21 protein-coding genes are annotated in these 22162 nt (G+C 53.1%); 15 read left to right on the top strand and 6 right to left on the bottom strand.

The features are described 5' to 3' along the window. Positions 1 to 68 precede the first annotated feature (68 nt). The 3 genes from gcvT (at position 69) to gcvP (ending at position 4621) form a co-directional block, all read left to right on the top strand. Positions 69 to 1184, top strand: coding sequence for a glycine cleavage system aminomethyltransferase GcvT (gcvT, locus tag KP22_RS09335; RefSeq protein ID WP_039323918.1), 1116 nt, complete (start codon positions 69 to 71; stop codon positions 1182 to 1184). A 59-nt stretch (positions 1185 to 1243) separates the two neighbouring features. Then, entirely contained in the window at positions 1244 to 1636 is a 393-nt protein-coding gene (gene gcvH / locus KP22_RS09330; protein WP_039323916.1) for a glycine cleavage system protein GcvH, read from the top strand. A gap of 114 nt (positions 1637 to 1750) precedes the next feature. Next, on the top strand, positions 1751 to 4621 hold the full coding sequence (gene gcvP, locus KP22_RS09325) for an aminomethyl-transferring glycine dehydrogenase (RefSeq protein ID WP_039323914.1): 2871 nt from the start codon (positions 1751 to 1753) through the stop codon (positions 4619 to 4621). Between the two features lie 138 nt (positions 4622 to 4759). Here gcvP and KP22_RS09320 read toward each other — a convergent pair whose 3' ends face one another. Both KP22_RS09320 and KP22_RS09315 read right to left on the bottom strand, forming a co-directional pair. Next, entirely contained in the window at positions 4760 to 5179 is a 420-nt protein-coding gene (locus tag KP22_RS09320; RefSeq protein ID WP_039323912.1) for a type II toxin-antitoxin system YafO family toxin, read from the bottom strand. After that, positions 5164 to 5763, bottom strand: a complete 600-nt coding sequence (locus KP22_RS09315; protein WP_039323910.1) for a hypothetical protein — start codon at positions 5761 to 5763, stop codon at positions 5164 to 5166. Before KP22_RS09315 ends, KP22_RS09320 begins: the two co-directional genes overlap by 16 nt. Positions 5764 to 6000: 237 nt before the next feature. Between KP22_RS09315 and KP22_RS09310 the strand changes: the two genes are divergently transcribed. The 5 genes from KP22_RS09310 to KP22_RS09290 all read left to right on the top strand — a co-directional run bounded on the left by KP22_RS09310 (position 6001) and on the right by KP22_RS09290 (position 11144). Then, positions 6001 to 6873 (top strand): carbohydrate ABC transporter permease, encoded by an 873-nt coding sequence (locus tag KP22_RS09310; RefSeq protein WP_039323908.1) that lies wholly within the window; start codon positions 6001 to 6003, stop codon positions 6871 to 6873. After that, on the top strand, positions 6863 to 7762 hold the full coding sequence (locus KP22_RS09305; protein ID WP_039323904.1) for a carbohydrate ABC transporter permease: 900 nt from the start codon (positions 6863 to 6865) through the stop codon (positions 7760 to 7762). Before KP22_RS09310 ends, KP22_RS09305 begins: the two co-directional genes overlap by 11 nt. 169 nt (positions 7763 to 7931) lie before the next feature. Further along, the gene (locus KP22_RS09300; protein WP_039323900.1) at positions 7932 to 8756 is read left to right on the top strand and encodes a phosphodiesterase; all 825 of its coding nucleotides are present in this window, start codon (positions 7932 to 7934) and stop codon (positions 8754 to 8756) included. Further along, positions 8756 to 9844 carry an ABC transporter ATP-binding protein gene (locus tag KP22_RS09295; protein ID WP_039323895.1) on the top strand — a complete coding sequence of 363 codons (1089 nt, stop codon included), beginning with the start codon at positions 8756 to 8758 and terminating at the stop codon, positions 9842 to 9844. The genes KP22_RS09300 and KP22_RS09295 overlap by 1 nt, the downstream gene beginning before the upstream one ends. Continuing rightward, positions 9837 to 11144 carry an ABC transporter substrate-binding protein gene (locus KP22_RS09290; protein ID WP_039323891.1) on the top strand — a complete coding sequence of 436 codons (1308 nt, stop codon included), beginning with the start codon at positions 9837 to 9839 and terminating at the stop codon, positions 11142 to 11144. Before KP22_RS09295 ends, KP22_RS09290 begins: the two co-directional genes overlap by 8 nt. A gap of 54 nt (positions 11145 to 11198) precedes the next feature. Here KP22_RS09290 and KP22_RS09285 read toward each other — a convergent pair whose 3' ends face one another. After that, on the bottom strand, positions 11199 to 11807 hold the full coding sequence (locus KP22_RS09285) for an HD domain-containing protein (protein ID WP_039303355.1): 609 nt from the start codon (positions 11805 to 11807) through the stop codon (positions 11199 to 11201). Positions 11808 to 12210: 403 nt separating this feature from the next. On the opposite strand from KP22_RS09285, the gene trhA reads away from it, so the two are divergent. After that, positions 12211 to 12858: a PAQR family membrane homeostasis protein TrhA gene (gene trhA / locus KP22_RS09280; RefSeq protein ID WP_039303356.1), complete on the top strand. Its 648-nt coding sequence runs from the start codon at positions 12211 to 12213 to the stop codon at positions 12856 to 12858. A gap of 265 nt (positions 12859 to 13123) precedes the next feature. Here trhA and ygfZ read toward each other — a convergent pair whose 3' ends face one another. Beyond that, positions 13124 to 14125 (bottom strand): tRNA-modifying protein YgfZ, encoded by a 1002-nt coding sequence (gene ygfZ, locus KP22_RS09275; protein WP_039303359.1) that lies wholly within the window; start codon positions 14123 to 14125, stop codon positions 13124 to 13126. 236 nt (positions 14126 to 14361) lie between these two features. Here ygfZ and sdhE point away from each other — a divergent pair, with 236 nt between their 5' ends. The 3 genes from sdhE to rlmF all read left to right on the top strand — a co-directional run bounded on the left by sdhE (position 14362) and on the right by rlmF (position 16196). Next, complete coding sequence (gene sdhE / locus KP22_RS09270; protein ID WP_039303362.1) at positions 14362 to 14628, top strand: FAD assembly factor SdhE; 267 nt, start codon at positions 14362 to 14364, stop codon at positions 14626 to 14628. Then, entirely contained in the window at positions 14609 to 15022 is a 414-nt protein-coding gene (locus tag KP22_RS09265; protein ID WP_039303365.1) for a protein YgfX, read from the top strand. Before sdhE ends, KP22_RS09265 begins: the two co-directional genes overlap by 20 nt. Positions 15023 to 15260: 238 nt before the next feature. Next, entirely contained in the window at positions 15261 to 16196 is a 936-nt protein-coding gene (rlmF, locus tag KP22_RS09260; RefSeq protein ID WP_039303368.1) for a 23S rRNA (adenine(1618)-N(6))-methyltransferase RlmF, read from the top strand. 46 nt (positions 16197 to 16242) lie between these two features. On the opposite strand, the gene fldB is transcribed toward rlmF, so the two are convergent. Together fldB and KP22_RS09250 are read right to left on the bottom strand one after the other, a co-directional pair. Further along, the gene (gene fldB / locus KP22_RS09255; protein WP_039303371.1) at positions 16243 to 16761 is read right to left on the bottom strand and encodes a flavodoxin FldB; all 519 of its coding nucleotides are present in this window, start codon (positions 16759 to 16761) and stop codon (positions 16243 to 16245) included. Positions 16762 to 16921: 160 nt separating this feature from the next. Continuing rightward, entirely contained in the window at positions 16922 to 18247 is a 1326-nt protein-coding gene (locus KP22_RS09250) for an MFS transporter (protein ID WP_039323888.1), read from the bottom strand. Between the two features lie 311 nt (positions 18248 to 18558). Between KP22_RS09250 and xerD the strand changes: the two genes are divergently transcribed. The 3 genes from xerD to recJ all read left to right on the top strand — a co-directional run bounded on the left by xerD (position 18559) and on the right by recJ (position 22051). Beyond that, the gene (xerD, locus tag KP22_RS09245; RefSeq protein ID WP_039303377.1) at positions 18559 to 19458 is read left to right on the top strand and encodes a site-specific tyrosine recombinase XerD; all 900 of its coding nucleotides are present in this window, start codon (positions 18559 to 18561) and stop codon (positions 19456 to 19458) included. A 124-nt stretch (positions 19459 to 19582) separates the two neighbouring features. Next, complete coding sequence (gene dsbC, locus KP22_RS09240; protein WP_039323885.1) at positions 19583 to 20299, top strand: bifunctional protein-disulfide isomerase/oxidoreductase DsbC; 717 nt, start codon at positions 19583 to 19585, stop codon at positions 20297 to 20299. Between the two features lie 6 nt (positions 20300 to 20305). Next, complete coding sequence (gene recJ, locus KP22_RS09235) at positions 20306 to 22051, top strand: single-stranded-DNA-specific exonuclease RecJ (protein ID WP_209428698.1); 1746 nt, start codon at positions 20306 to 20308, stop codon at positions 22049 to 22051. The last annotated feature ends 111 nt before the right edge of the window (positions 22052 to 22162 follow it).

Genomic DNA, 22162 nt, shown 5'->3' with positions numbered 1-22162 from the left:
AGTCAGAAGATATCGTTTGCGCAGTGTGTTTTATCGCCTGAGCGCCATGCGCTGAAGAGGGATGAGGAATGGCAAAGCAGACCCCGTTGTACCAACAACATCTGGCCGATGGCGCCAAAATGGTGGATTTTCACGGCTGGATGATGCCACTGCATTACGGCTCCCAACTGGATGAGCACCACATTGTGCGTCGGGACGCTGGCATTTTTGATGTCTCCCACATGACTATCGTCGATTTGCACGGTGTGAGAACCCGTGAGTTCCTGCGTTATCTGCTGGCGAATGATGTCGCCAAACTCACACAGCCAGGAAAAGCGCTTTATACCGGCATGCTGAATGCTTCCGGCGGCGTGATCGACGATCTGATTGTTTATTTTCTGACGGAAGACTATTTCCGTTTGGTAGTGAACTCCGCAACGCGTGAGAAAGATCTCGCCTGGATCGAGCAGCATGCTGCCGCGTTCGGTGTCGAAATCCGTGAGCGTGACGAGCTGGCACTCGTCGCGGTACAAGGTCCGCAGGCGCAAGAAAAAGTTCAAGGCCTCCTGAAGGCAAAAGGCCTGAGTGATGAAGACGTGGCTGCGGTTGCCAGCATGAAGCCGTTTTTTGGCAAGCAGGTAGGGGACTTCTTCGTCGCCACGACGGGATATACGGGCGAAGCGGGTTATGAAATTGCACTGCCAAATGAGCAGGTGGTCGATTTCTGGCAGCAACTGCTGGCGATTGGCGTGAAGCCTTGTGGACTGGGCGCACGCGATACGCTGCGGCTGGAAGCCGGTATGAACCTGTACGGTCAGGATATGGATGAGGGTATTTCGCCGCTGGCAGCCAATATGGGCTGGACAATCGCCTGGCAGCCGGAAGACCGCCAGTTTATCGGGCGTGAGGCGTTAACGCATCAACGTGAAAAAGGCACTGAGCAACTGGTTGGTTTGGTGCTGACGGAAAAAGGCGTATTGCGCAATGATTTACCTGTGCGCTTTACTGATAGTGATGGTGTGATGCGCGAAGGAACGATCACCAGCGGATCGTTCTCACCGACGCTTGGCGTCAGTATCGCGCTGGCGCGGGTTCCGGCGGGGATTGGTGAACAGGCAATCGTGCAGATTCGTAACCGCGAGCTGCCCGTCCACGTCACCAAACCCGGCTTTGTCCGTGCCGGAAAAGCCATCGTTCAGTATTAATAGCCGCGTGCTTATCACAATAAGCCCATAGGATTGACGATTTTACGAAAGGGGATGCAATGAGCAATGTACCAGCAGAATTAAAATACACCACGTCACATGAATGGGTTCTGCATGAAGGTGATGGTATCTACAGCGTGGGTATTACCGAACACGCGCAGGAGCTTCTGGGTGACATGGTTTTTATCGATTTACCTGAAGTGGGCACGGTCATAGCGGCAGGTGATGATTGCGCGGTGGCGGAGTCGGTAAAAGCAGCTTCGGATATTTATGCGCCTATCAGCGGTGAGATCGTGGAAGTTAACGAAGACCTGGAAAACGCCCCTGAGCTGGTCAACAGCGCACCTTATACCGACGGCTGGCTGTTCCGTATCAGAATTTCTGATGAGTCTGATTTGGATGAACTGCTTGATGCCGAAGGCTATCAGGCGTCGTTAGAAGAAGATGAGTAGTTATCGCGCCCCGGCCTCTGTGCTGGGGCGTTTTATTTTATTCTCTCGCGTCGTATTCCAATGCGGTAGCTATCACGATTGATGCAGGCACGATTGATGCAGGAATTTACTGTAATGACCCAGACACTCAGTCAACTAGAACATGACGGCGCGTTTATCGAGCGCCATATCGGTCCTTCCGTCAGCCAGCAGCAGCACATGCTGTCGGTGGTGGGTGCGACGTCGCTGGATGCGCTGATTCGCCAGATTGTTCCGGCGGACATTCAACTGCCTGGCTCGCCAGCGGTGGGGGAGGCCGTGACGGAGCATGATGCACTAGCTGAGTTGAAGGCCATTGCAGGACGCAATCAACGTTACAAGAGCTATATCGGCATGGGCTATAGCGCCGTGCTGATGCCGCCAGTGATTTTACGTAACGTGCTGGAAAACCCAGGTTGGTACACCGCCTATACGCCGTACCAGCCAGAAGTCTCTCAGGGGCGTCTTGAAGCGCTGCTGAATTTCCAGCAGGTTACACAGGATCTGACTGGGTTGGATCTGGCCTCCGCTTCGTTGCTGGATGAAGCCACCGCCGCTGCGGAAGCGATGGCAATGGCAAAACGCATCAGTAAACTCAAACAGGCCGAGCGTTTCTTTGTTGCCGATGATGTGCATCCGCAAACGCTGGATGTCGTGCGTACCCGTGCGGAAACGTTCGGCTTTGAAATTGTGGTCGGTAAGGCTGAAGAGGCGCTGAAAGACGATGCGGTGTTCGGCGTCCTGCTGCAACAGGCAGGAACCACGGGCGAACTGCACGATTATCGCGACCTGATGGCGGCGCTGAAAGCGCGTAAGGTCGTCAGCTGCGTGGCGTCAGATATTATGGCGTTGGTGCTGCTGACCGCGCCGGGCAAGCAGGGCGCGGATATCGTCTTTGGTTCCGCACAGCGTTTCGGCGTGCCGATGGGCTACGGTGGCCCACACGCGGCGTTCTTCGCCTGTCGTGATGAACATAAACGTGCCATGCCGGGCCGTATTATCGGCGTGTCGCGCGATGCGGCGGGCAATACTGCGCTGCGCATGGCGATGCAGACGCGTGAACAACACATCCGCCGCGAGAAGGCGAACTCTAATATTTGTACTTCGCAGGTGTTGCTGGCCAACATTGCGGGGATGTATGCGGTGTTCCACGGCCCAGAAGGGCTTAAACGTATTGCAGGGCGTATCCATCGTCTGACTGACATTCTGGCGGCAGGGTTAACGCAGAGTGGGCTACTGCTGCGCCACCGCAACTGGTTCGACACGCTAACCATTGAGGTTGCAGATAAAGACGCGGTGCTGAGCCGCGCATTAAGTTTTGGCATCAACCTGCGCAGCGATTTGGCGAGTGCCGTGGGTATCACGCTGGATGAAGCGACCACGCGTGAAGACGTGCTGGCGCTGTTCGCGGTGTTGTTAGGTGACGATCACGGGCTGGATGTTGAAGCGCTTGATGCGTCCATCGGTCAACAGGCTGCAACGATCCCGGCTGGGTTGCTGCGTCATGATGCGATCCTGTCGCATCCGGTTTTCAACCGCTATCACAGCGAAACCGAGATGATGCGCTATCTACACCGTCTGGCGCGTAAGGATCTGGCGCTGAATCAGGCGATGATCCCGCTCGGTTCTTGCACTATGAAGCTTAACGCGGCGGCGGAAATGCTGCCGATTACCTGGCCGGAATTTGCCGAACTGCACCCGTTCTGTCCGCCGGAACAGGCGCTGGGCTATCGTCAGATGATCGAGCAGCTATCGGGCTGGCTGGTGCAGTTGACGGGTTATGATGCGGTTTGCATGCAGCCTAATTCGGGCGCACAGGGTGAATATGCGGGGCTGTTGGCGATCCGTCGCTATCATGAAAGCCGCAATGAGGCTGGCCGTCATCTCTGTCTGATCCCTAGCTCCGCGCATGGGACTAACCCGGCATCGGCGCAGATGGCGGGGATGGAAGTGGTGGTGGTGGCCTGTGACAAACAGGGCAATATCGACCTGCACGATCTGCGTGAGAAGGCGCAGGCAGCGGGCGAACAGCTTTCTTGCATCATGGTGACCTATCCGTCTACCCACGGCGTCTATGAAGAGACGATTCGCGAAGTATGCCAGATCGTGCATCAATACGGCGGTCAGGTATATCTGGACGGTGCGAATATGAACGCCCAGGTTGGCATTACGACGCCGGGCTACATTGGCGCGGACGTATCGCACCTGAACCTGCATAAAACCTTCTGTATTCCGCACGGTGGCGGTGGGCCGGGTATGGGGCCGATTGGCGTGAAAGCGCATCTGGCACCGTTTGTTCCGGGTCATCAGGTGGTCAAAATTGATGGTGTGCTGACGGAACAAGGCGCTGTCTCTGCGGCACCGTTCGGTAGCGCGTCTATCCTGCCGATTAGCTGGATGTACATTCGTATGATGGGCGCGGAAGGCTTGAAACAGGCCAGCCAGATGGCGATCCTGAACGCTAACTACATCGCAACGCGCTTGCAGCAGGCGTATCCGGTGCTTTATACCGGCCGTGACGGTCGTGTCGCGCACGAATGCATTCTGGATATTCGTCCGCTCAAAGAAAGCACTGGCATCAGCGAAATGGATATCGCCAAGCGTCTGATTGATTACGGTTTTCATGCGCCGACCATGTCGTTCCCGGTAGCTGGCACGCTGATGGTGGAGCCGACGGAATCAGAAAGTCAGGTCGAGATAGATCGCTTTATTGATGCGATGCTGGCAATCCGTGCAGAAATCAACCGCGTTGCGCAGGGCGAATGGCCGCTGGACGACAACCCGCTGGTTAATGCGCCGCACACGCAGGCAGAGCTGGTGGCCGACTGGGCGCATCCATATAGCCGCGAGCTAGCGGTATTCCCGGCTGGTAGCGAACACAAATACTGGCCGAGCGTGAAGCGTCTGGACGATGTTTACGGCGACCGTAACCTGTTCTGTTCATGTGTGCCGATGAGCGATTATTAATACGTTCGGTGTGAATATTAGCCTCGCATGTGTTTTAACGTATGCGAGGCTAAATTTATTTGGTTCTGAGGAGAGTTTTAAACTGATACCAGAAGGCGAGTTTGGTTTATTCAATCATTCCTCAATATTCAGCATCTCTTATTTATAATAAGAGAGTGAATTAAGCTGTCTTTCATTTAGAAACTGAAATTTGCTTTCCGTTATTTTTATAATGGCGGGTAATAGCTTCTTAATTCTTTCATGACCATCTGGCTTAATAATCGCAATCACTTGAATATGCAGGGGATGGATATTGTGTATCGCAAACACTAAAAAATTATCACTTACTCTGCGATGAAGAGGCTGTGATGCCGGCCACGGGGTTTCTTCTCCTGGGATACGAATATGAGATTTGTAAATCCCAGAAAGGGTTGATTGAGATGAACGTTCAAAACCGCCCATCTTTCCAAGATATGCAGAGACTTTGCCGTTGTTTTTATAATTTGCTAATGCTTTAGCAAAGAAATTTTCCAATTGACCTGCGGCGGCATCAACAATAATGCTTACGCGGTTTTCCATGTTGGCGGCTCCATGCCAAGTCTTTTGTGACTGTCTTCAACTGACTTTTTGAAAGCAGCTAATTCTTCATCACTAAATTCCTCTGCTTCTTCGTATTCAAGAGGAAGAAACTGAGTGCCGAGAGTGGCCAAAGCCATAGTCAACTTCTTGTATTCAATGAACGTGTTGATCGCGTGGTTTTTCATTGTCATAAGCGTGGTGAGATGTGGCAGCCAGGCTTTGTTATTTTCGGCAACAAAGAAGGTATAAAGAAGCCTCGTTATGCCATTATCTATTTGATTAACCTGATCGTTTAGCTTGTCGATGTCACTGCGCTGAATGTCTAATGCCGCAATGTTCTCATCAGTTCCATTGCTAAGAATATCGATAAACTCTTTATATTTCTCACAGCTTCTTTCAACAGGGGCCATGACTCTGTAGATGACTTTCAGTGCATCGGACGCTTGTTTTTTCGAGATAGAATTCCCGTGACTTCTATCAAAGTCAGATATGGATCGTTCAATAGGCTGAGATACGTTATTGAAAACGTTCTCTATCTTATCCGGCCCTTGGTTGACGATAGCCATAGCTTCAAGCCCTAGCATGATTGATTCCTTATAATTCTACAGGTTAAAAATGATACAGCAAAGTGAGTCACTCTTCCCAGCCGTATTTTTAGGGACTTCGAGCCTTCCCGCAAATCGCCTGCCAAAACGGAGATAAATCATTCGCAGGCATATTTTCGCAATCGGAAAACAAACTGTCATTAAACTGACGCCCCTTTGACACGCTGGCGTTCTAGGGTAAGGCCTCTGTGTTTCACACTGAGCGACCCTAGAGTTATGCGTGCAAAATGCTTTCCCTACCTTGTGCTGTTGCCGACGCTGGTTTTTTTGCTTGCCTTCACCTATTTCCCCTTGCTGCGCTCGGTCATAGACAGTCTGTATGACACTCGGCTGAATACCGATACGCCACTGTTCGTCGGGTTGGATAATTTTGCGCGTCTGGTGCAGGACGCGGTGTTCTGGCAGGCGTTGCTGAACAACGTGCTGTATACCCTGATGACGGTCGTGCCCGGCGTGCTGTTGGCGCTGTTACTGGCAGTGCTGCTGTGGGAAAACACGCGCGTGAATCGCTGGCTGCGTACCGCCTTTTTCTTTCCAATGATTATTCCGCTAGTGAGCGCCGCGACGCTGTGGTTGTTCATCTTTATGCCGGGGTTGGGGCTGCTGGATTACTATCTGGCGAAAGTGTTCGGCCCGATGAATAACAACTATCTCGGTATGAGCGACAGCGCGCTGGTGGCGGTGAGCGTCATTGGTATCTGGAAGTTTGCGGGTTATTACATGCTGTTTTTTCTCGCCGGTCTGCAAGCGATTTCTGCCTCTGCACGCGAGGCGGCGCTGATGGAGGGAGCCTCACGGCGTCAGGTGTTTTTCTACGTCACGCTGCCGCTGCTGCGGCCAACCATCGCCTTCGTGGTCACCATCGCTTTTATCTACGCCATTACTCAGATTGATCACGTCGCCGTGATGACACGCGGCGGGCCGAATAACGCCACGACTGTACTGCTTTATTACATTCAGGATCTGGCGAATGACACGCACGATCTGGGCAAAGCCTCTGCGGCTACCTTCCTGACGCTGGTGATGCTGTTCGCCTTTTCCATTATGAATCTGAAGGTGCTGGAGAAGGGGGCACATTATGAGCGCTGAAAATCAGATTGTTGACGTTCGGAGCGTGAAAAGCCAGCGCGTTGAGAGACGAAGCGTGACCCATCCTCTTCGTGTCACGACGCAGTTTACGCTGCCGCTGCTGCTGATTTGCGCCGCGTTACTGTGGGTCAGTCCGTTTATCTGGATGCTGTCTTCTTCCGTCAGTGCCAGCAGTTTTGGCGTGGATATGGCCTCGCTGTTGCCGCGTCTCCCGCTGACGTTCGATAACTTCCGCGATGCGTGGGACAGCGCCGACTGGTTACGGCTCTACACCAACACGCTGATCTTTGCGGTCGGCACGTTTCTGGTACAGCTGGTCACGATCACCACAGCGGGCTACATCTTCGCTTACCACGAATTCCGTGGCAAAACGCTGCTGTTCTACCTGCTGCTGATTCAAATGATGATCATGCCTGTCGTCATGATGGTGCCAAACATGATGACGCTAAAACAACTTGGCCTGCTCAATACCCTGACTGGCGTGATGATGCCGTATTTCGCCTCGGCATTTGGCGTGTTTCTGATGCGTCAGGCGTTTCTCAATATCGCTAAAGAAATCGAAGAAGCCGCGTTGATGGAAGGCTGCCGCTGGTGGCAGGTGGTGTTTCACGTCCTGATTCCCATGACCTGGCCGTCGATTCTGGCCTTCGCCACGGTCAGCATTACCTACCACTGGAACGAATATCTCTGGCCGCTGATGGTACTCAACGACCCGGACAAACAGGTACTGACCATCGGGCTGGTGTCGTTCGCGATGGGCGCAGAGTCTGGCGGACAGTGGGGGTTGATCTGTGCGGGCACGCTGCTGGTGTGCCTGCCGCTGATGGTGGCCTTTGTGGTGTTCCAGAAGCAGTTCCTGAGCAGCTTTGGTTTCTCAGGTATTAAGTGAATCGCTGATAAGGCCATGCGGGTAATACTGGTTACTTAAGCCCGTTGTTAGGGGAAACACAGGGGGAGGTTCCCGCAGGGACGCCTCACCCCTGTGGTCGCTCCGTGTATCTCGATCCTTAAGCGATCGGTGTTCGCCAACGGGCGAAATAATGATAGAGGTGGTTGTTATGTTGCTGGCTCAGATTTCCGATCTGCATTTTCGCAGTGAAGGGCGCAAGCTCTATGAGTTTATTGATATTAACGGGGAAAATGCCAAAGTCATCAATCAGATGAACGCGCTGAGCGAGCGGCCGGACGCGGTAGTGATTAGCGGCGACATCGTCAACTGCGGGCGTCCGCAGGAGTATCAGGTCGCCCAGCGCGTGTTGCAGATGCTGGATTATCCGCTGTATGTGATTCCGGGCAATCATGATGACAAGCAGCATTTCCTCAACGCGATGCGTCCACTTTGCCCGCAATTGGGCGATGATCCAGAAAATATCCGCTATGCGGTGGATGATTTCCCGATGCGCCTGCTGTTCATCGACACCAGTTTGACTGGGCAGGCGAAAGGCTGGTTGACGCCGTCCACGCTAGGCTGGCTGGAGCAACAATTGCAGGATCACTCAACGCGTGAAACGGCGATCTTCATGCACCATCCACCGCTGCCGTTGGGATCGGCGCATATGGATCGTATCGCCTGCGAAAATGGGCACGAGCTGCTGACACTGATCGAACGTTTCCCACAGCTTACGCGGATCTTCTGCGGCCATACGCATCGGCTGATTATGACTCAGCATCGGCAGGCGATAATCGCTACGGTGCCGGGCACCGTCCATCAAGTGCCGTATTTCTACTATGACGATACGTCGTACTACAACCTGGAACCTGCCAGCATTGTCATGCACCGCTATGTGCCGGTAACCGGGCTGGTGAGTTACAGCCAGTCGATCGCGTCGAACACCGGGCCTTATCTCTACGATCCACGAATCAGCTGTCCGGTGGATGCGTAATGGCCGTGATTCAGTTACGCAATATCAGTAAACGCTTCGAACACATGCAGGCGCTGGCATCGCTGTCGTTAGATATCGCTGACGGTGAATTTCTGGTGCTGGTCGGGCCGTCCGGCTGTGGCAAAAGTACGCTGCTGCGTATGCTGGCCGGTCTGGAAGACGTGAGCGATGGACAAATTCTGCTGGGCGACGACGACATCACGACGTGGAGCCCGAAGCAGCGTAATTTCTCGATGATTTTCCAGAACTACGCACTGTTTCCGCATTTGACCGTTGAGCAGAACATCACCTTTGGCATGCGGATGCGCGGCGAACCGAAGGCCGAATACCCACAGCGGGTACAGCGCGTTGCCAGCCTGCTTCAGCTTGAGCCGTTGCTTAAACGCAAACCGGGAAAACTGTCCGGCGGCCAACGTCAGCGCGTGGCAATGGCACGGGCGATCGTGCGCGATCCACGCTTGTTTCTGATGGATGAACCGCTGTCGAATCTGGATGCTCGCCTGCGCAGCGATGTGCGGGACGGCATTATGGATCTGCATCGGCAGTTGAAAACCACCACCGTCTACGTCACGCACGATCAGATCGAGGCGATGACGATGGCGGACAGGATCGCCGTGCTGGATCGCGGTGTGTTGCAACAGGTCGGTACGCCGGAGCAGCTATATTCTCACCCGGCTAACGTCTTTGTCGCCGGGTTTATCGGCACGCCCGCCATGAACATGGTGACGCTGGCATGTTCCGAAGGTCACGCGTTTTTACAAGCATTATCTGTAGTACTGCCCGCGAGTGAAGAAACACGTTTATTAACCAGTGTGCTGCTAGGGGTTCGCCCTGAGCATATTACCGAACACGCCGCGTCAGACGGCGATTTGTCATTGTCGGGAACGGTGAAGCAACGGGAGCTGTTTGGCGCGGAGTATCTGATTCATGTGGATACGCCGTTGGGCAATATTCGCTACCGTCGTCCAAATCGCGATGGCGTGCCGAACATCGGCGCGTCCGTGGTGCTTCATTTTTCACCGCAGGATTGTCATTGGTTTTCTGGGCAAACCGCCCGAAATTTATCCCAGGAGAAAAGAAATGCGTAAGCCTCGTATGATGGCGCTGGCGATAGCCTTGCTGATGTCTGGCTCTGCTCTGGCAAAAGAGAATATCGATTTTATGTTCCCTGCGCCGGTTGATGGCAAGCTGACGATGGAAATGACGCGCATTATCAAAGAATACAACCAATCGCAGGATCAGGTTGAAGTGCGTGGGATCTTCACCGGCAGTTACGACACGACGAAAGTGAAAGCGGAAGCCGCCGCCAAAGCGGGCGATCCGCCAGCGCTGGTAATTATGTCGGCAAACTTCACCGCCGATCTGGTCATCAAAGATGAAATCCTACCGATGGACGAGCTGTTCAAATATGGCAATGAAAAAGCTACGCCTTTCCTGAACAAAAATTTCTGGCCTGCGCTGCACCAGAACGCGCAGGTGATGGGGGTAACTTACGCGATCCCGTTCCACAACTCGACGCCGATCCTCTATTACAACGAAGACATGTTGAAGAAGGCGGGCGTTAATGAACCGCCAAAAAACTGGGATGAAGTGGTTACGATCGCCAAGAAACTGACCGATCCGGCAAAAGGGCAGTGGGGCATCATGATTCCCTCCACGAACGATGACTACGGCGGCTGGATGTTGTCTGCGCTGACGCGTGCCAACGGTGGGGCGTATTACAATGCCGACTATCCGGGTGAAGTGTATTACAACACCGCATCGACCAAAGGCGCGCTCCAGTTCTGGCGTGATTTGGTGTATCGCGACAAAGCAATGCCAGCCGGTGTGCTGAATTCCAAGCAAATCAGCGCCGCGTTTTTCTCCGGCAAGTTGGGCATGGCGATGCTGAGCACCGGTGCGCTGGGCTTTATGCGTGAAAACACCAAAGATTTCTCGCTCGGTGTGGCGATGATGCCGGAAAAAGAGCGTCGTGGCGTGACCATCGGCGGGGCGAGTCTGGTGAGCTTCAAAGGGATTTCCGAGGAGAAGAAGAAAGCGGCCTGGCAGTTTATGAACTATCTGGTCAGCCCGGAAGTCAGCGGAAGCTGGAGCCGTTTTACTGGCTACTTCGCACCACGTATGGCGGCCTATGATCTACCAGAAATGAAAGACTACCTGGCGAAAGATCCGCGCGCAGCCATTGCGTTGTCACAGCTGCAATATGCCCATCCGTGGTACGCAACTTATGAAACGGTCGCGGTACGCAAAGCGATGGAAAATCAGCTGGCGGCGCTGTTAAACGATCCGGCGAAAAAGGTCGATGACGCTGCTGCCGCTGCACAGAAAGAGGCGGATGGCATCATGAAGCCTTACGTGGATAAAACCGCGTTGCGAGATGTGAAATAAGCCACCTTGCCCCGTTGATGGCAAATCGACGGGGCGTTTATCGGGAAAACCGAATTATAGCAACCATCCCTTGGCTTTGGCGTTTTCCAGATGCTGCTTCATGTATTGCCACAGTTCCGGGTTGATCGTGGCGATGAACTCGGCGCGGTCGAGAACCTGTTCCAGACGGATGCCATTTTCTACCCAGCTTTGGCCGCCGTTGTACAGATTCATCAGCATCGGCATAACGCGATCGAGCACCAGAGCGAACTGGGCGCTGGGGGTTTCATTCGCTTCATATTCTTCCCACAGGTCGTGGAATTGCTGACGCTGTGGTTCCGGCAGTAGGCCGAAAATGCGGGCAGCGGCAGCGACTTCCTGATCGTGAATCGCAAGACGCGCGGAAAGATCGTAAACGATCACATCGCCCGCATCGATTTCGACGATATCGTGAATCAGCGCCATTTGGATCACGCGCTGAATATCCACACCTTCACCTGCGTAAGGCGCCAGCGCCATCGCAGCGACGGCAAAATGCCAGCTGTGTTCGGCAGAATCTTCGTGACGTTCGCTGCCGATAATCTTGGTGCGGCGCTGCACGCTTTTCAATTTATCGATTTCTATCAGAAAGCCGAAGACATCGGTCATGGAACCGAAATTCAGAATAGATGGGGAAGATGACATGAAAAGCTTACCTCTTGCAGTGAAAACAATGCAGTAAAAATCATGCACTGACAAATACAGAAAGGCGCTGTGAGCGTCTGAATCGGATAACCGTTAACGCGAATAACCGATAAGGACGACAGAGCCCTTCAAAAAACAGGAAGATATCGAAGTCGGACATTCTAGGGGATGTTGCCCGAGATTGACATGCATGATCGCACGTTAAGAGGGCGAAGAAGCCAAAAGTAAGGCGGGAATAATTATTTTAGCTTACACGTGTACACTGAAACTATTCTCAGTTAATCTGCTCAAAGGTTAAACACCTACGCCTGCTTCGCTTTGTACAAGAGCGGGAAAGGTAAGGCGGATAACGTCAGCGTACGACGTTGTTGAATGTGTCCTGTTAATACTGCGGAACCTATTGATGTCAAAAAATGCACAGATGTCGGACTACTCGCTGGCAGAGGAAATTGCGAATAGCATAAGCCATGGAATTGGTGTGATTTTCGGTATTGTGGGTCTGGTTTTACTGCTGGTGCAGGCGGTCAACAATGGTGCTGGCAGCGTGGCGATTACCAGCTACAGCCTCTATGGCGGCAGCATTATCCTGCTGTTTTTAGCGTCGACGCTGTACCACGCGATTCCCTCACCGCGTATCAAACCGTGGCTGAAAAAATTCGACCACTGCGCTATTTATCTATTGATCGCCGGAACCTATACGCCATTTTTGCTGGTCGGGCTGGATTCACCGCTGGCGCATGGCTTGATGGTTGTCATCTGGAGCATGGCGCTGTTTGGCGTGATCTTCAAGCTGGCGTTTGCCCACCGTTTTGAAGTGCTGTCGTTGATTACCTATCTGGTCATGGGCTGGCTGTCGCTGGTGGTGATTTATCAGATGGTGATGAAGCTGTCGGCGGGAAGTGTGACGCTGCTGGCCGTGGGGGGCGTGGTGTATACGCTAGGGGTTATTTTCTACGCCAGCAAGCGCATTCCCTACAATCATGCGATTTGGCATGGGTTTGTGTTAGGCGGCAGCGTCTGCCATTTTCTGGCGATTTATCTTTATATTTAAGTTCGCGTGCTTGCCGATAGCGTATGGCGTGCAGTGATAATGGGTAGATCGTAAAGACGCTGTGAATACATCCCTGTACGCTCGAGCCGCGCAGATATGAATCTCATCCCTGAGATTCAGCCTTTCAGGGCCGTCGCAAGCGACGTTCAAAAACGTTCCTGACGTTTTTGTCCCTGTCGCGGACGCTTTACTCTTCTATCCCATTATCACTGTTATCGTTCTGAGAAGAGATTTGCCATCTTCATGATGTGGCTTACTCGTCGAATTAATCCGTGATTTCATACGGCAGAGGCTGAACCGTGAGTTGGCTTTCGGCATCGTCACGTACGCGCAGGATGTTCTCTGCGTTCAGATCGTTATTCAGCACCGCCTGTACCCACACGTCACCGTTCTGCAATTGGCTGGCTGCCAATACTGTACCTGTACGACGCCAGTTCTCGCCGAGCTGCAATTCGAGATCGTCCCCAGCCTGAGGCACCCGGTTCGCTTTGCCCGCCAGCCAGTAGAGTGCGCGCTTATTTGCTCCGCGATATTTTGCCCGAGCGACCATTTCCTGACCAGTATAGCACCCTTTGCTGAAGCTAATCCCATTTAACGCCTGTAAATTAGTCGCTTGGGGGATGAACTGCGCACTGTTTGCGCTGTCAATGATGGGTTGGCCTGCTTCAATATCCAGCGCCAGCCACTGGCGGCTGTCATTCAGGCTGACTTTATCGCCGAGCTGTTCAAGTAGCGATGCGCTGTGTTCAGGAGACAGCACCAGTAGGAAACGCTCTGCGGGATGGGCGAAATGCAGTAAGGTGGCACCTTCGTGCTGAACGACGGGGTGCTCGGCATCTGGAAGTTGGTTAAATACAGAGGCCAGCAGCTCGCGGATACCCGTCCCCGCTGCGCCCAGCAGGATGGCATTATCGTCTGGCGCGATGGTTGTTTTCGAGAAAACGGCGTATTTTTTCAGTTCGCTAAGCTGGGTGTCGCGCAGGTTGCGACGCTCAATAAAAGCAAAGCCTTCGCCGTGATGGAACAGACGCAGGTTGCTCCACATTTTCCCTTTCGCGTCGCAGTGTGCGCAAAGGACGTGCCCATCGTCAGGCAGTGCCGCGACATCTGCGGTGACCTGTCCCTGAAGATATTTAACTGTATCCGGCCCGACCAGCGTGGCCAGTGCCCAGTCATCCAGTGAGATGAGCGTGGCGGCCAACTGGGCGGAAGCAAATGGGAGCTGTGAGGCAAAAGGAAGTTGATGAGCCGTATGTTGGTTAACCATATAGTACAATCCTGCGCTAAGGGCGATACCCGAATGGCCTAATGGTAAAAGAGCGCTCAGGGTTTGCAAGTGGTTATTCACGCAGCGCTATGGCATAGCACATCCTGATGCCGATGAGCACACTTAGCGCGGCGCACATGGGGGAAACTATGTCAAAATGTTACTATTAGTTGATGCCCGCTACCGGAATCGGAGTACACTAGCGGCAAGCAGCGATAACAAGGTGGACATGAAATATGGAAATCGATAATAAATCACGCATTCATTGGGCATGCCGCCGTGGTATGCGCGAATTGGATATCGCGATCATGCCGTTTTTTGAGCATGACTATGACACACTTAATGACAGCGATAAGCGCACGTTTGTACGCTTGTTACAAAGCGACGATCCTGATTTATTCAACTGGTTGATGAACCACGGTGAACCGAAGGACGGAGAGTTGAAACGCATGATTTCCCTCATTCAGACGCGAAATAAAGATCGTGGCCCAGTGGCAATGTGACCTTCGTGTTTCCTGGCGCATGCAACTGCTGTCATTGGTTGTGCATGGCCTACTCGTATTGCTCATTCTGCTGGCACCGTGGCCGGACGGCTATGCATGGCTATGGCTATGTTTGGTCACGATGGTGATGTTCGGTTTTATCCGTAGCCAAAGAAATATCAAATCCCGACAGGGGGAAATCGTTTTGCTTAGCGAAACGACCCTAAACTGGCGACAGCAGGAATGGCAAATTGTCAAACGACCGTGGCTTTTGAAAAATGGCGTGTTGTTGGCATTGCAATCGGCTGATGGGAAAGACAAGCAACAACTGTGGCTGGCATCGGACAGTATGGGCGATGATGAGTGGCGCCATCTGCGTCAGCTTCTTTTGCAGCAGAAACACTGGGCGCGATAACGGCGCGCTTTTGCGCATGATATTGCGCTAAGTGCGTATAAACATCACTACGGTGATTTACGGAAATAATCGCAGCAGGTATCTTACGCCGCTATCGTGAGGATAGGATATCGGCTGTTCCCGTCAGGGAATGTCGGCTTTCCTTTCTCTTTTTCCCTGTTTGAACCTGAGCTTATTCGGTCACCGTCTGACCGTGCCTTACAATCTATTGGGTATAACAATTTTTTGGGTATAACTGATGACTAAGCCCGCAGTGCAAAAAAATGGTCTGCATCCTCGTAATCGCCATCGCGACCGTTATGATTTTCCCGCGCTCAAACAGAGCTATCCTGCGCTGATCCCGTTTGTGAAGGTGAATGCCTACGGTGATGAGTCAGTGGACTTTGCCAATCCCGAGGCGGTGAAAACGCTGAATCAGGCGTTGTTGCAGCATTTTTATCAGATAGAGCACTGGACGATCCCAGATGGTTTTCTGTGCCCACCGATCCCCGGTCGCGCCGACTACATCCACCATCTGGCTGATTTATTGGCGGAAGATAACCGCTCGGTGGTACCGCGCGATGCATCCGTGCTGGATGTCGGTTGCGGCGCCAACTGCATTTACCCGCTGATTGGGTTCCGTGAATACGGCTGGCGTTTTACCGGCAGCGAGATTAATCCGCTGGCGATGAAAGCGGCCAATGAAACGATTGAGGCGAACGCTGGCTTGAACCGATCGATTCGCCTGCGTCGTCAGAAAAACAGCAAAGCGATACTGGCAGGCATTATTCACAAGAACGACACGTTTGATGCCGTCATGTGTAACCCACCGTTCCATGCGTCTGCGGAGGATGCCCGTCAGGGATCGCAGCGCAAACTACATAATCTGGGGCTGGATAAACGCTCCCCGCTGAATTTTGGCGGTCAGCAGGACGAGCTGTGGTGTGAAGGTGGCGAGTTAGCCTTCATTGGTCAGATGATCAAAGAGAGCGCCGGTTTTGCCCGTCAGTGCCTGTGGTTTACGTCGCTCGTATCGCGTAAAGAGAACCTGCCGGAGATTTATCGTGCACTGGAAGCGGTTGACGCGGAAAAAGTCAGAACGATAGATATGGCGCAAGGCCAGAAGCAAAGCCGCTTTGTGGCGTGGAGCTTTATGGATACTGCCGCGCGTGCTCGCTGGTTACAAAAACGCTAAGGTATCTCAGCGGGGGATGATGCCCGCCGCTGAAGTCTACGCGGGACTACAGCAGTGACGACATTTCTTGCAGGATTTGTTCGCACCACTGCTCTAGTCGTTCATCGCTGAGATCGTATTGATTCACTTCGTCTAACGCCAGTCCGACAAAATGTTTGCCGTCAGCAGCTAGCGGTTTTGGGCTGATGAAGTCGTAGCCATCGATTGGCCAGTACCCAATGAATGTGACACCTAACGGCAGCAGTTGTTCATGCAGCATGCCAAGCGCATCAAGGAACCATTCACTATAGCCAAGCTGGTCACCCATACCGTAAAGCGCGACCACTTTTCCTTTGAGATTCAGCGTCGCTAATTGGCCCCAAATGTTTTCCCAGTCTTCTTGAATCTCACCGAAATCCCAGGTTGGGATGCCGAGAATCAGCGTACTGTAGTCTTCCATACGTTGAGGGTCGACATCCTTAACGTTGTGCAGATCCACCAGTTCTTCGCCCAACATGTCGCGAATTTTTTCCGCTGCCATTTCGGTGTAGCAGGTGCTTGAGCCGTAAAACAGACCGATTTTCATATTCAGTTCTTTATAAACAATTTCTATCAAGAAGAGCGCTTTCGCTTTAGGTCACAGAGAGGTGTGACGGGCGAATGATGCCGCCGGATGTCGGTATTCTAAAAGGAGAACAGGCGTAAGGAAAGGTGCAGTGAGGGCCGTAGCCCTCACGGAAGGGAAATTATCCCAGAGACTGGTGACGCGTTTCTTTGGTTAGCAGTAGTGCAATCAGCGTCAGTGACGCCATCGCTGCCAGATAAACACCGACATAGAACAGACCATAGTTAGCCGTCAGCCACGCCGCGATATACGGTGCAACCGATGCGCCCAGAATCGACGAAACGTTATAGGAGAATGACGCGCCGGTGTAACGGACTTCCGTTGGGAACAGCTCCGGCAGCAAAGCCCCCATCGGACCGAACGTCAGCCCCATGATGCTCAGACCCAGCACCAGAAAGCCCATCACCAGCGCCTGATTACCTGAACCGAGCATATAAGGGAACAGCATGGAGAAAACGATCATAAGGCAGGTAATGGTAATCATGGTCTTGCGGCGGCCAAAGGCATCCGCCAGATAGCCCGCGACTGGCACCATCAGACCAAAGCCGATTACTGCGACCATCAGCATCAGCAAGAAGCTATTACGCGAGAAACCCAGCCCCTTAGGTACTGGCGTTGTGCCGTACGTCATGGAGTAAACGGTCATGATGTAGAACAACGTGTAAGTCGCCAGCATGATGAAGGTGCCGAGGATCGTGACTTTCATATGCTTGCGAAGCAGCGTTCCTAGCGGCATACGCACCTGCTTACCGGCTTTGACCGCTTTGGTAAAGACCGGAGCTTCATGCAGTGATATGCGGACATACAGACCAACCAGCACCAGCACGGCGGAGGCGACGAACGGTACGCGCCAGCCCCAGCTCATGAACTGTTCTTCCGTCAGCAGCCAGGACAACAGCAGGAAGGTGCCGTTAGCGAAGAAGAAGCCAATCGGTGCGCCAAGCTGGGGGAACGACCCATACAGCGCACGTTTATTGGACGGAGCATTTTCGGTCGCCAGCAGCGCTGCGCCACCCCATTCACCGCCGAGACCCAAGCCCTGACCGAAGCGAGCGATAGCCAACAGGATCGGTGCAAGAATACCGATGGTTTCGTAGGTCGGTAACAGCCCGATGAGAACGGTCGAAACTCCCATCGTCAACAGAGACGCGACCAGCGTGACTTTACGTCCGACGCGATCGCCAAAGTGACCGAAGACCGCCGAACCAATAGGGCGAGCCACAAAGGCAATGGCAAACGTTGCCAGCGACTGTAGCGTAGCGGCAGTCGGATCGCCCTGTGGGAAGAAAATGTGCGGGAAAATCAGCACCGCAGCGGTAGCGTAGATATAAAAATCGAAAAATTCGATTGCGGTGCCAATGAGTGACGCAACAATCACTTTATTGCGTGAATTTACGGGTGGTGCTTCCGCTTCGGCATCAATAGTGGGGGTGATGGTGGCTTGCATAATGTTTCTTTATTTTAACAACACGAACAGCCATTCTACGCATAGAAAAATCGGCTTTTCAACGTTGATTAAGTAAGGTCAATACCAGCTAGCATGCGGGTTCAAGGAGCCTGTTCCGATATATTGGCGATACATGAAATATAATGTGCCACGGCCTTATTTTTGCCGGAGAATGTTATGGCTATGTTGATGTTCACGGGATATGTGAGATCGCACACAATTCTGTTTGCGTGAGAATACCGCCTTGATGAAGGTGTAAAGTCGTCGCTTCGTCGGCATAATATAGCCAATAGGCGAAGAGGGACACGGCGATGCAAGAACACGATCAGGCACTTATCGAACAGTTTCTCGATGCGCTGTGGCTGGAAAGAAATTTGGCCGAGAATACGCTGGCGTCTTATCGCCTGGATCTGCGAACGCTTGCGGAGTGGCTTGCACACCATGACAACGATTTGCTTCAGGCGCAGTCGCTAGCCCTTCAGGCGTTCCTTGCCGATAGGGTCGATGGAGGCTATAAGGCGACGAGCTCGGCGCGCTTGCTCAGTGCGATGCGTCGCTTCTTTCAGTACCTTTATCGGGAAAAGCTGCGTAGCGACGATCCCAGCGCTGTCCTATCATCTCCGAAACTGCCGCAGCGTTTACCCAAAGATCTGAGCGAAGCGCAGGTTGATGCGTTACTCAACGCCCCAAGCATTGAACAACCGTTGGAATTACGCGATAAAGCCATGCTTGAGGTATTGTATGCGACGGGGCTACGCGTTTCCGAACTGGTTGGTTTGACGATGAGTGATGTCAGCCTGAGGCAAGGCGTGGTACGTGTGCTGGGGAAAGGTAATAAAGAACGGCTGGTGCCGCTGGGTGAAGAAGCGGTGTATTGGATCGAGTATTATCTGGAGCACGGTCGCCCGTGGTTGTTAAACGGGCAGACGCTGGATGTGCTGTTTCCCAGCAATCGCGCACGGCAAATGACGCGCCAGACGTTCTGGCACCGGATCAAGCATTATGCGGTGCTGGCGTCCATCGACAGCGAAAAGCTCTCGCCGCACGTTTTACGTCACGCGTTTGCTACCCATTTATTGAACCACGGCGCGGATTTACGGGTCGTACAGATGCTCTTGGGGCACAGCGATCTTTCCACGACGCAGATTTACACCCATGTGGCGACGGAGCGGCTGAAGCAGCTTCATCAGCAGCACCATCCGCGTGCATAATATAGAGTAAATAGACAGAGTAACAGGATGTTATCTGGCTGACGGGTCACTCCGTCTACTATCACGGCGTATTGCTACAAGCTATATCGCTACAGGCAATGTTGCGAAAAACAGGATTGATGAAATGAAAAAAGGGTTATTACTGCTTTCTTTGCTGGTGGCGACGGCGACCAATTTTGCCCACGCCGATGATGCCGCAATCAAGCAGACGCTGACGCGTCTGGATATGCAGGGCGCTGAAATTCTACCTTCGCCGATGGCAGGTATGAAAACCGTGATTACCGATAGCGGCGTGTTGTACATCAGCGAAGACGGCAAGCATTTGCTGCAAGGCCCGCTTTACGACGTAAGCGGCACGATGCCGGTCAACACCACCAATAAAATCCTGATCGGTAAGCTGGACGCACTACAGGAACAGATGATTGTTTATAAAGCCGCGCAGGAAAAACACGTGATTACCGTTTTCACCGACATCACCTGCGGCTATTGCCACAAACTGCATGAGCAGATGAAAGATTACAACGCGCTGGGCATCACCGTGAGCTATCTGGCCTTCCCGCGTCAGGGCATGAAATCCCCGGCAGCGAAAGATATGCAGTCTATCTGGTGCGTGGCCGATCGCAATAAAGCCTTTGATAACGCGATGAAAGGCGAAGCAATCTCGCCAGCAACGTGCAAAACCGATATCGCCGCGCATTACCAACTGGGCATCCAGTTTGGCGTGCAGGGGACTCCTGCCATTATGCTGCAAGACGGCATGGTTGTACCGGGATATCAAGGGCCGAAAGAGATGCTGGCAATGCTGGAAGCACACAAAGCCTCGAAGAAAACTGGCGGTTAATGCTACGTGAATATGATTACCCAACTCCGTCGGCGTCCGCTGGCGGAGGACATTGATTTACCTGACTCCGTTCCGCCTTTGTTGCGCCGTCTTTATGCGCAGCGTGGCGTTAAAGGGGCTCAGGAGCTGGAACGTGGCCTGAGTGGTTTACTCAATTACCGTTTGTTAAGCGGGATTGATAAAGCGATCGACCTATTGCAACTGGCGCTAGCCGAGAAGCGCTGCATCGTGATTGTGGGCGACTTTGATGCCGATGGTGCCACCAGCACCGCGCTCGCCGTACTGGCGCTGCGCAGCATGGGCGGCGCGAACGTAAAATATCTGGTGCCGAATCGTTTTGAAGATGGCTACGGACTAAGCCCGGCCGTGGTGGCGCAAGCTGCCGCGCTCGGGGCTGAGGTGATTGTTACCGTTGATAACGGAATATCTTCTCATGCGGGCGTCGAAGATGCGCATCGGCGCGGTATCACAGTGCTGGTGACCGATCACCACCTGCCGGGCGAAACCTTGCCTGACGCCGATGCCATGATTAACCCCAATTTGCCTGACTGTCAGTTTCCCTCTAAAGCACTTGCAGGTGTGGGCGTCGCGTTTTACCTGATGATGGCGCTGTTTGTGCGCCTGCGTGATAGCGACTGGTTTACGCAACAGGGTCTGGCGAAGCCGAATCTCACTGAATTACTGGATCTGGTGGCACTGGGCACGGTGGCGGATGTCGTACCGCTAGATGCCAACAACCGGATTTTGGTGGCGCAAGGGCTGAATCGCATTCGTGCCGGAGAGTGTCGGCCGGGCATTCGAGCACTACTGGAAGTGGCTAATCGCGATGCCAGCCAACTGGTCGCCAGCGATTTAGGTTTTGCCATTGGGCCGCGGCTGAACGCTGCCGGACGTCTGGATGATATGACGGTTGGGGTTGAACTGTTATTGAGTAACGACATTACTCAGGCGCGCATGTTGGCTAACGATTTAGATGCGTTGAACCAGGATCGACGAGAGATCGAACAAGGAATGCAGGTAGAAGCTTTGCGCCTGTGTGAATCGCTGGAGCGTACCCGAACCGAGTTGCCTTACGGTCTGGCGATGTACCACCCAGAGTGGCATCAGGGCGTTGTGGGCATTTTGGCCTCGCGCATTAAGGAGCGTTTTCACCGTCCGGTCATTGCTTTTGCACCTGCCGGTGATGGCATGCTGAAAGGATCAGGGCGTTCTATTTCTGGTCTGCACCTACGAGATGCGCTGGAGCGGCTGGATACGCTGTATCCCGGCATGATGGACAAGTTTGGCGGACATGCGATGGCAGCAGGGTTATCGCTGCATGAAGATCGGTTTGAGGATTTCCGCCAGCGTTTCGGAGAACTGGTTGGTGAGTGGCTTGATCCGTCTCATCTAGAAGGCGTCGTTTGGTCTGATGGCGAACTGGCTCTGCCGGAACTGAATTTGCTCTCAACGGCAGAAATGCTGCGCTACGCCGGGCCGTGGGGGCAAGCGTTCCCTGAACCGACGTTCGATGGCTGCTTCCGTATTCTGCAACCCCGCCTGCTTAAAGAGCGCCATTTGAAAGCGATGTTTGAGCCGGTCGGTGCAACAGGAGCGGTGCCGCTGTTAGATGGCATCGCGTTTAATGTCGACACCGCCGTTTGGCCTGATCCGAGTATTAAAGAAGTAGAAATGGTGTATCGGCTGGATATTAACGAGTTTCGCGGTAAACGCTCGGTGCAATTGTTGATTCAACATCTGTGGCCGCGTTAACTTTGTGAACCGAATAGGGCGGGCGGAAAGTCTATAAAATGCGCCTTTTATCCGCTAGAATGGCGGGTTACATCATTCCGTTGTCAACGACTTAACGTAAGAATATAAAAA

The sequence above is a fragment of the Pectobacterium betavasculorum genome (assembly GCF_000749845.1).
GTDB lineage: Bacteria > Pseudomonadota > Gammaproteobacteria > Enterobacterales > Enterobacteriaceae > Pectobacterium > Pectobacterium betavasculorum.
The sequence above is the reverse complement of the archived record's forward strand: the minus strand, read 5'-3'. Positions and strand labels throughout refer to the sequence as shown.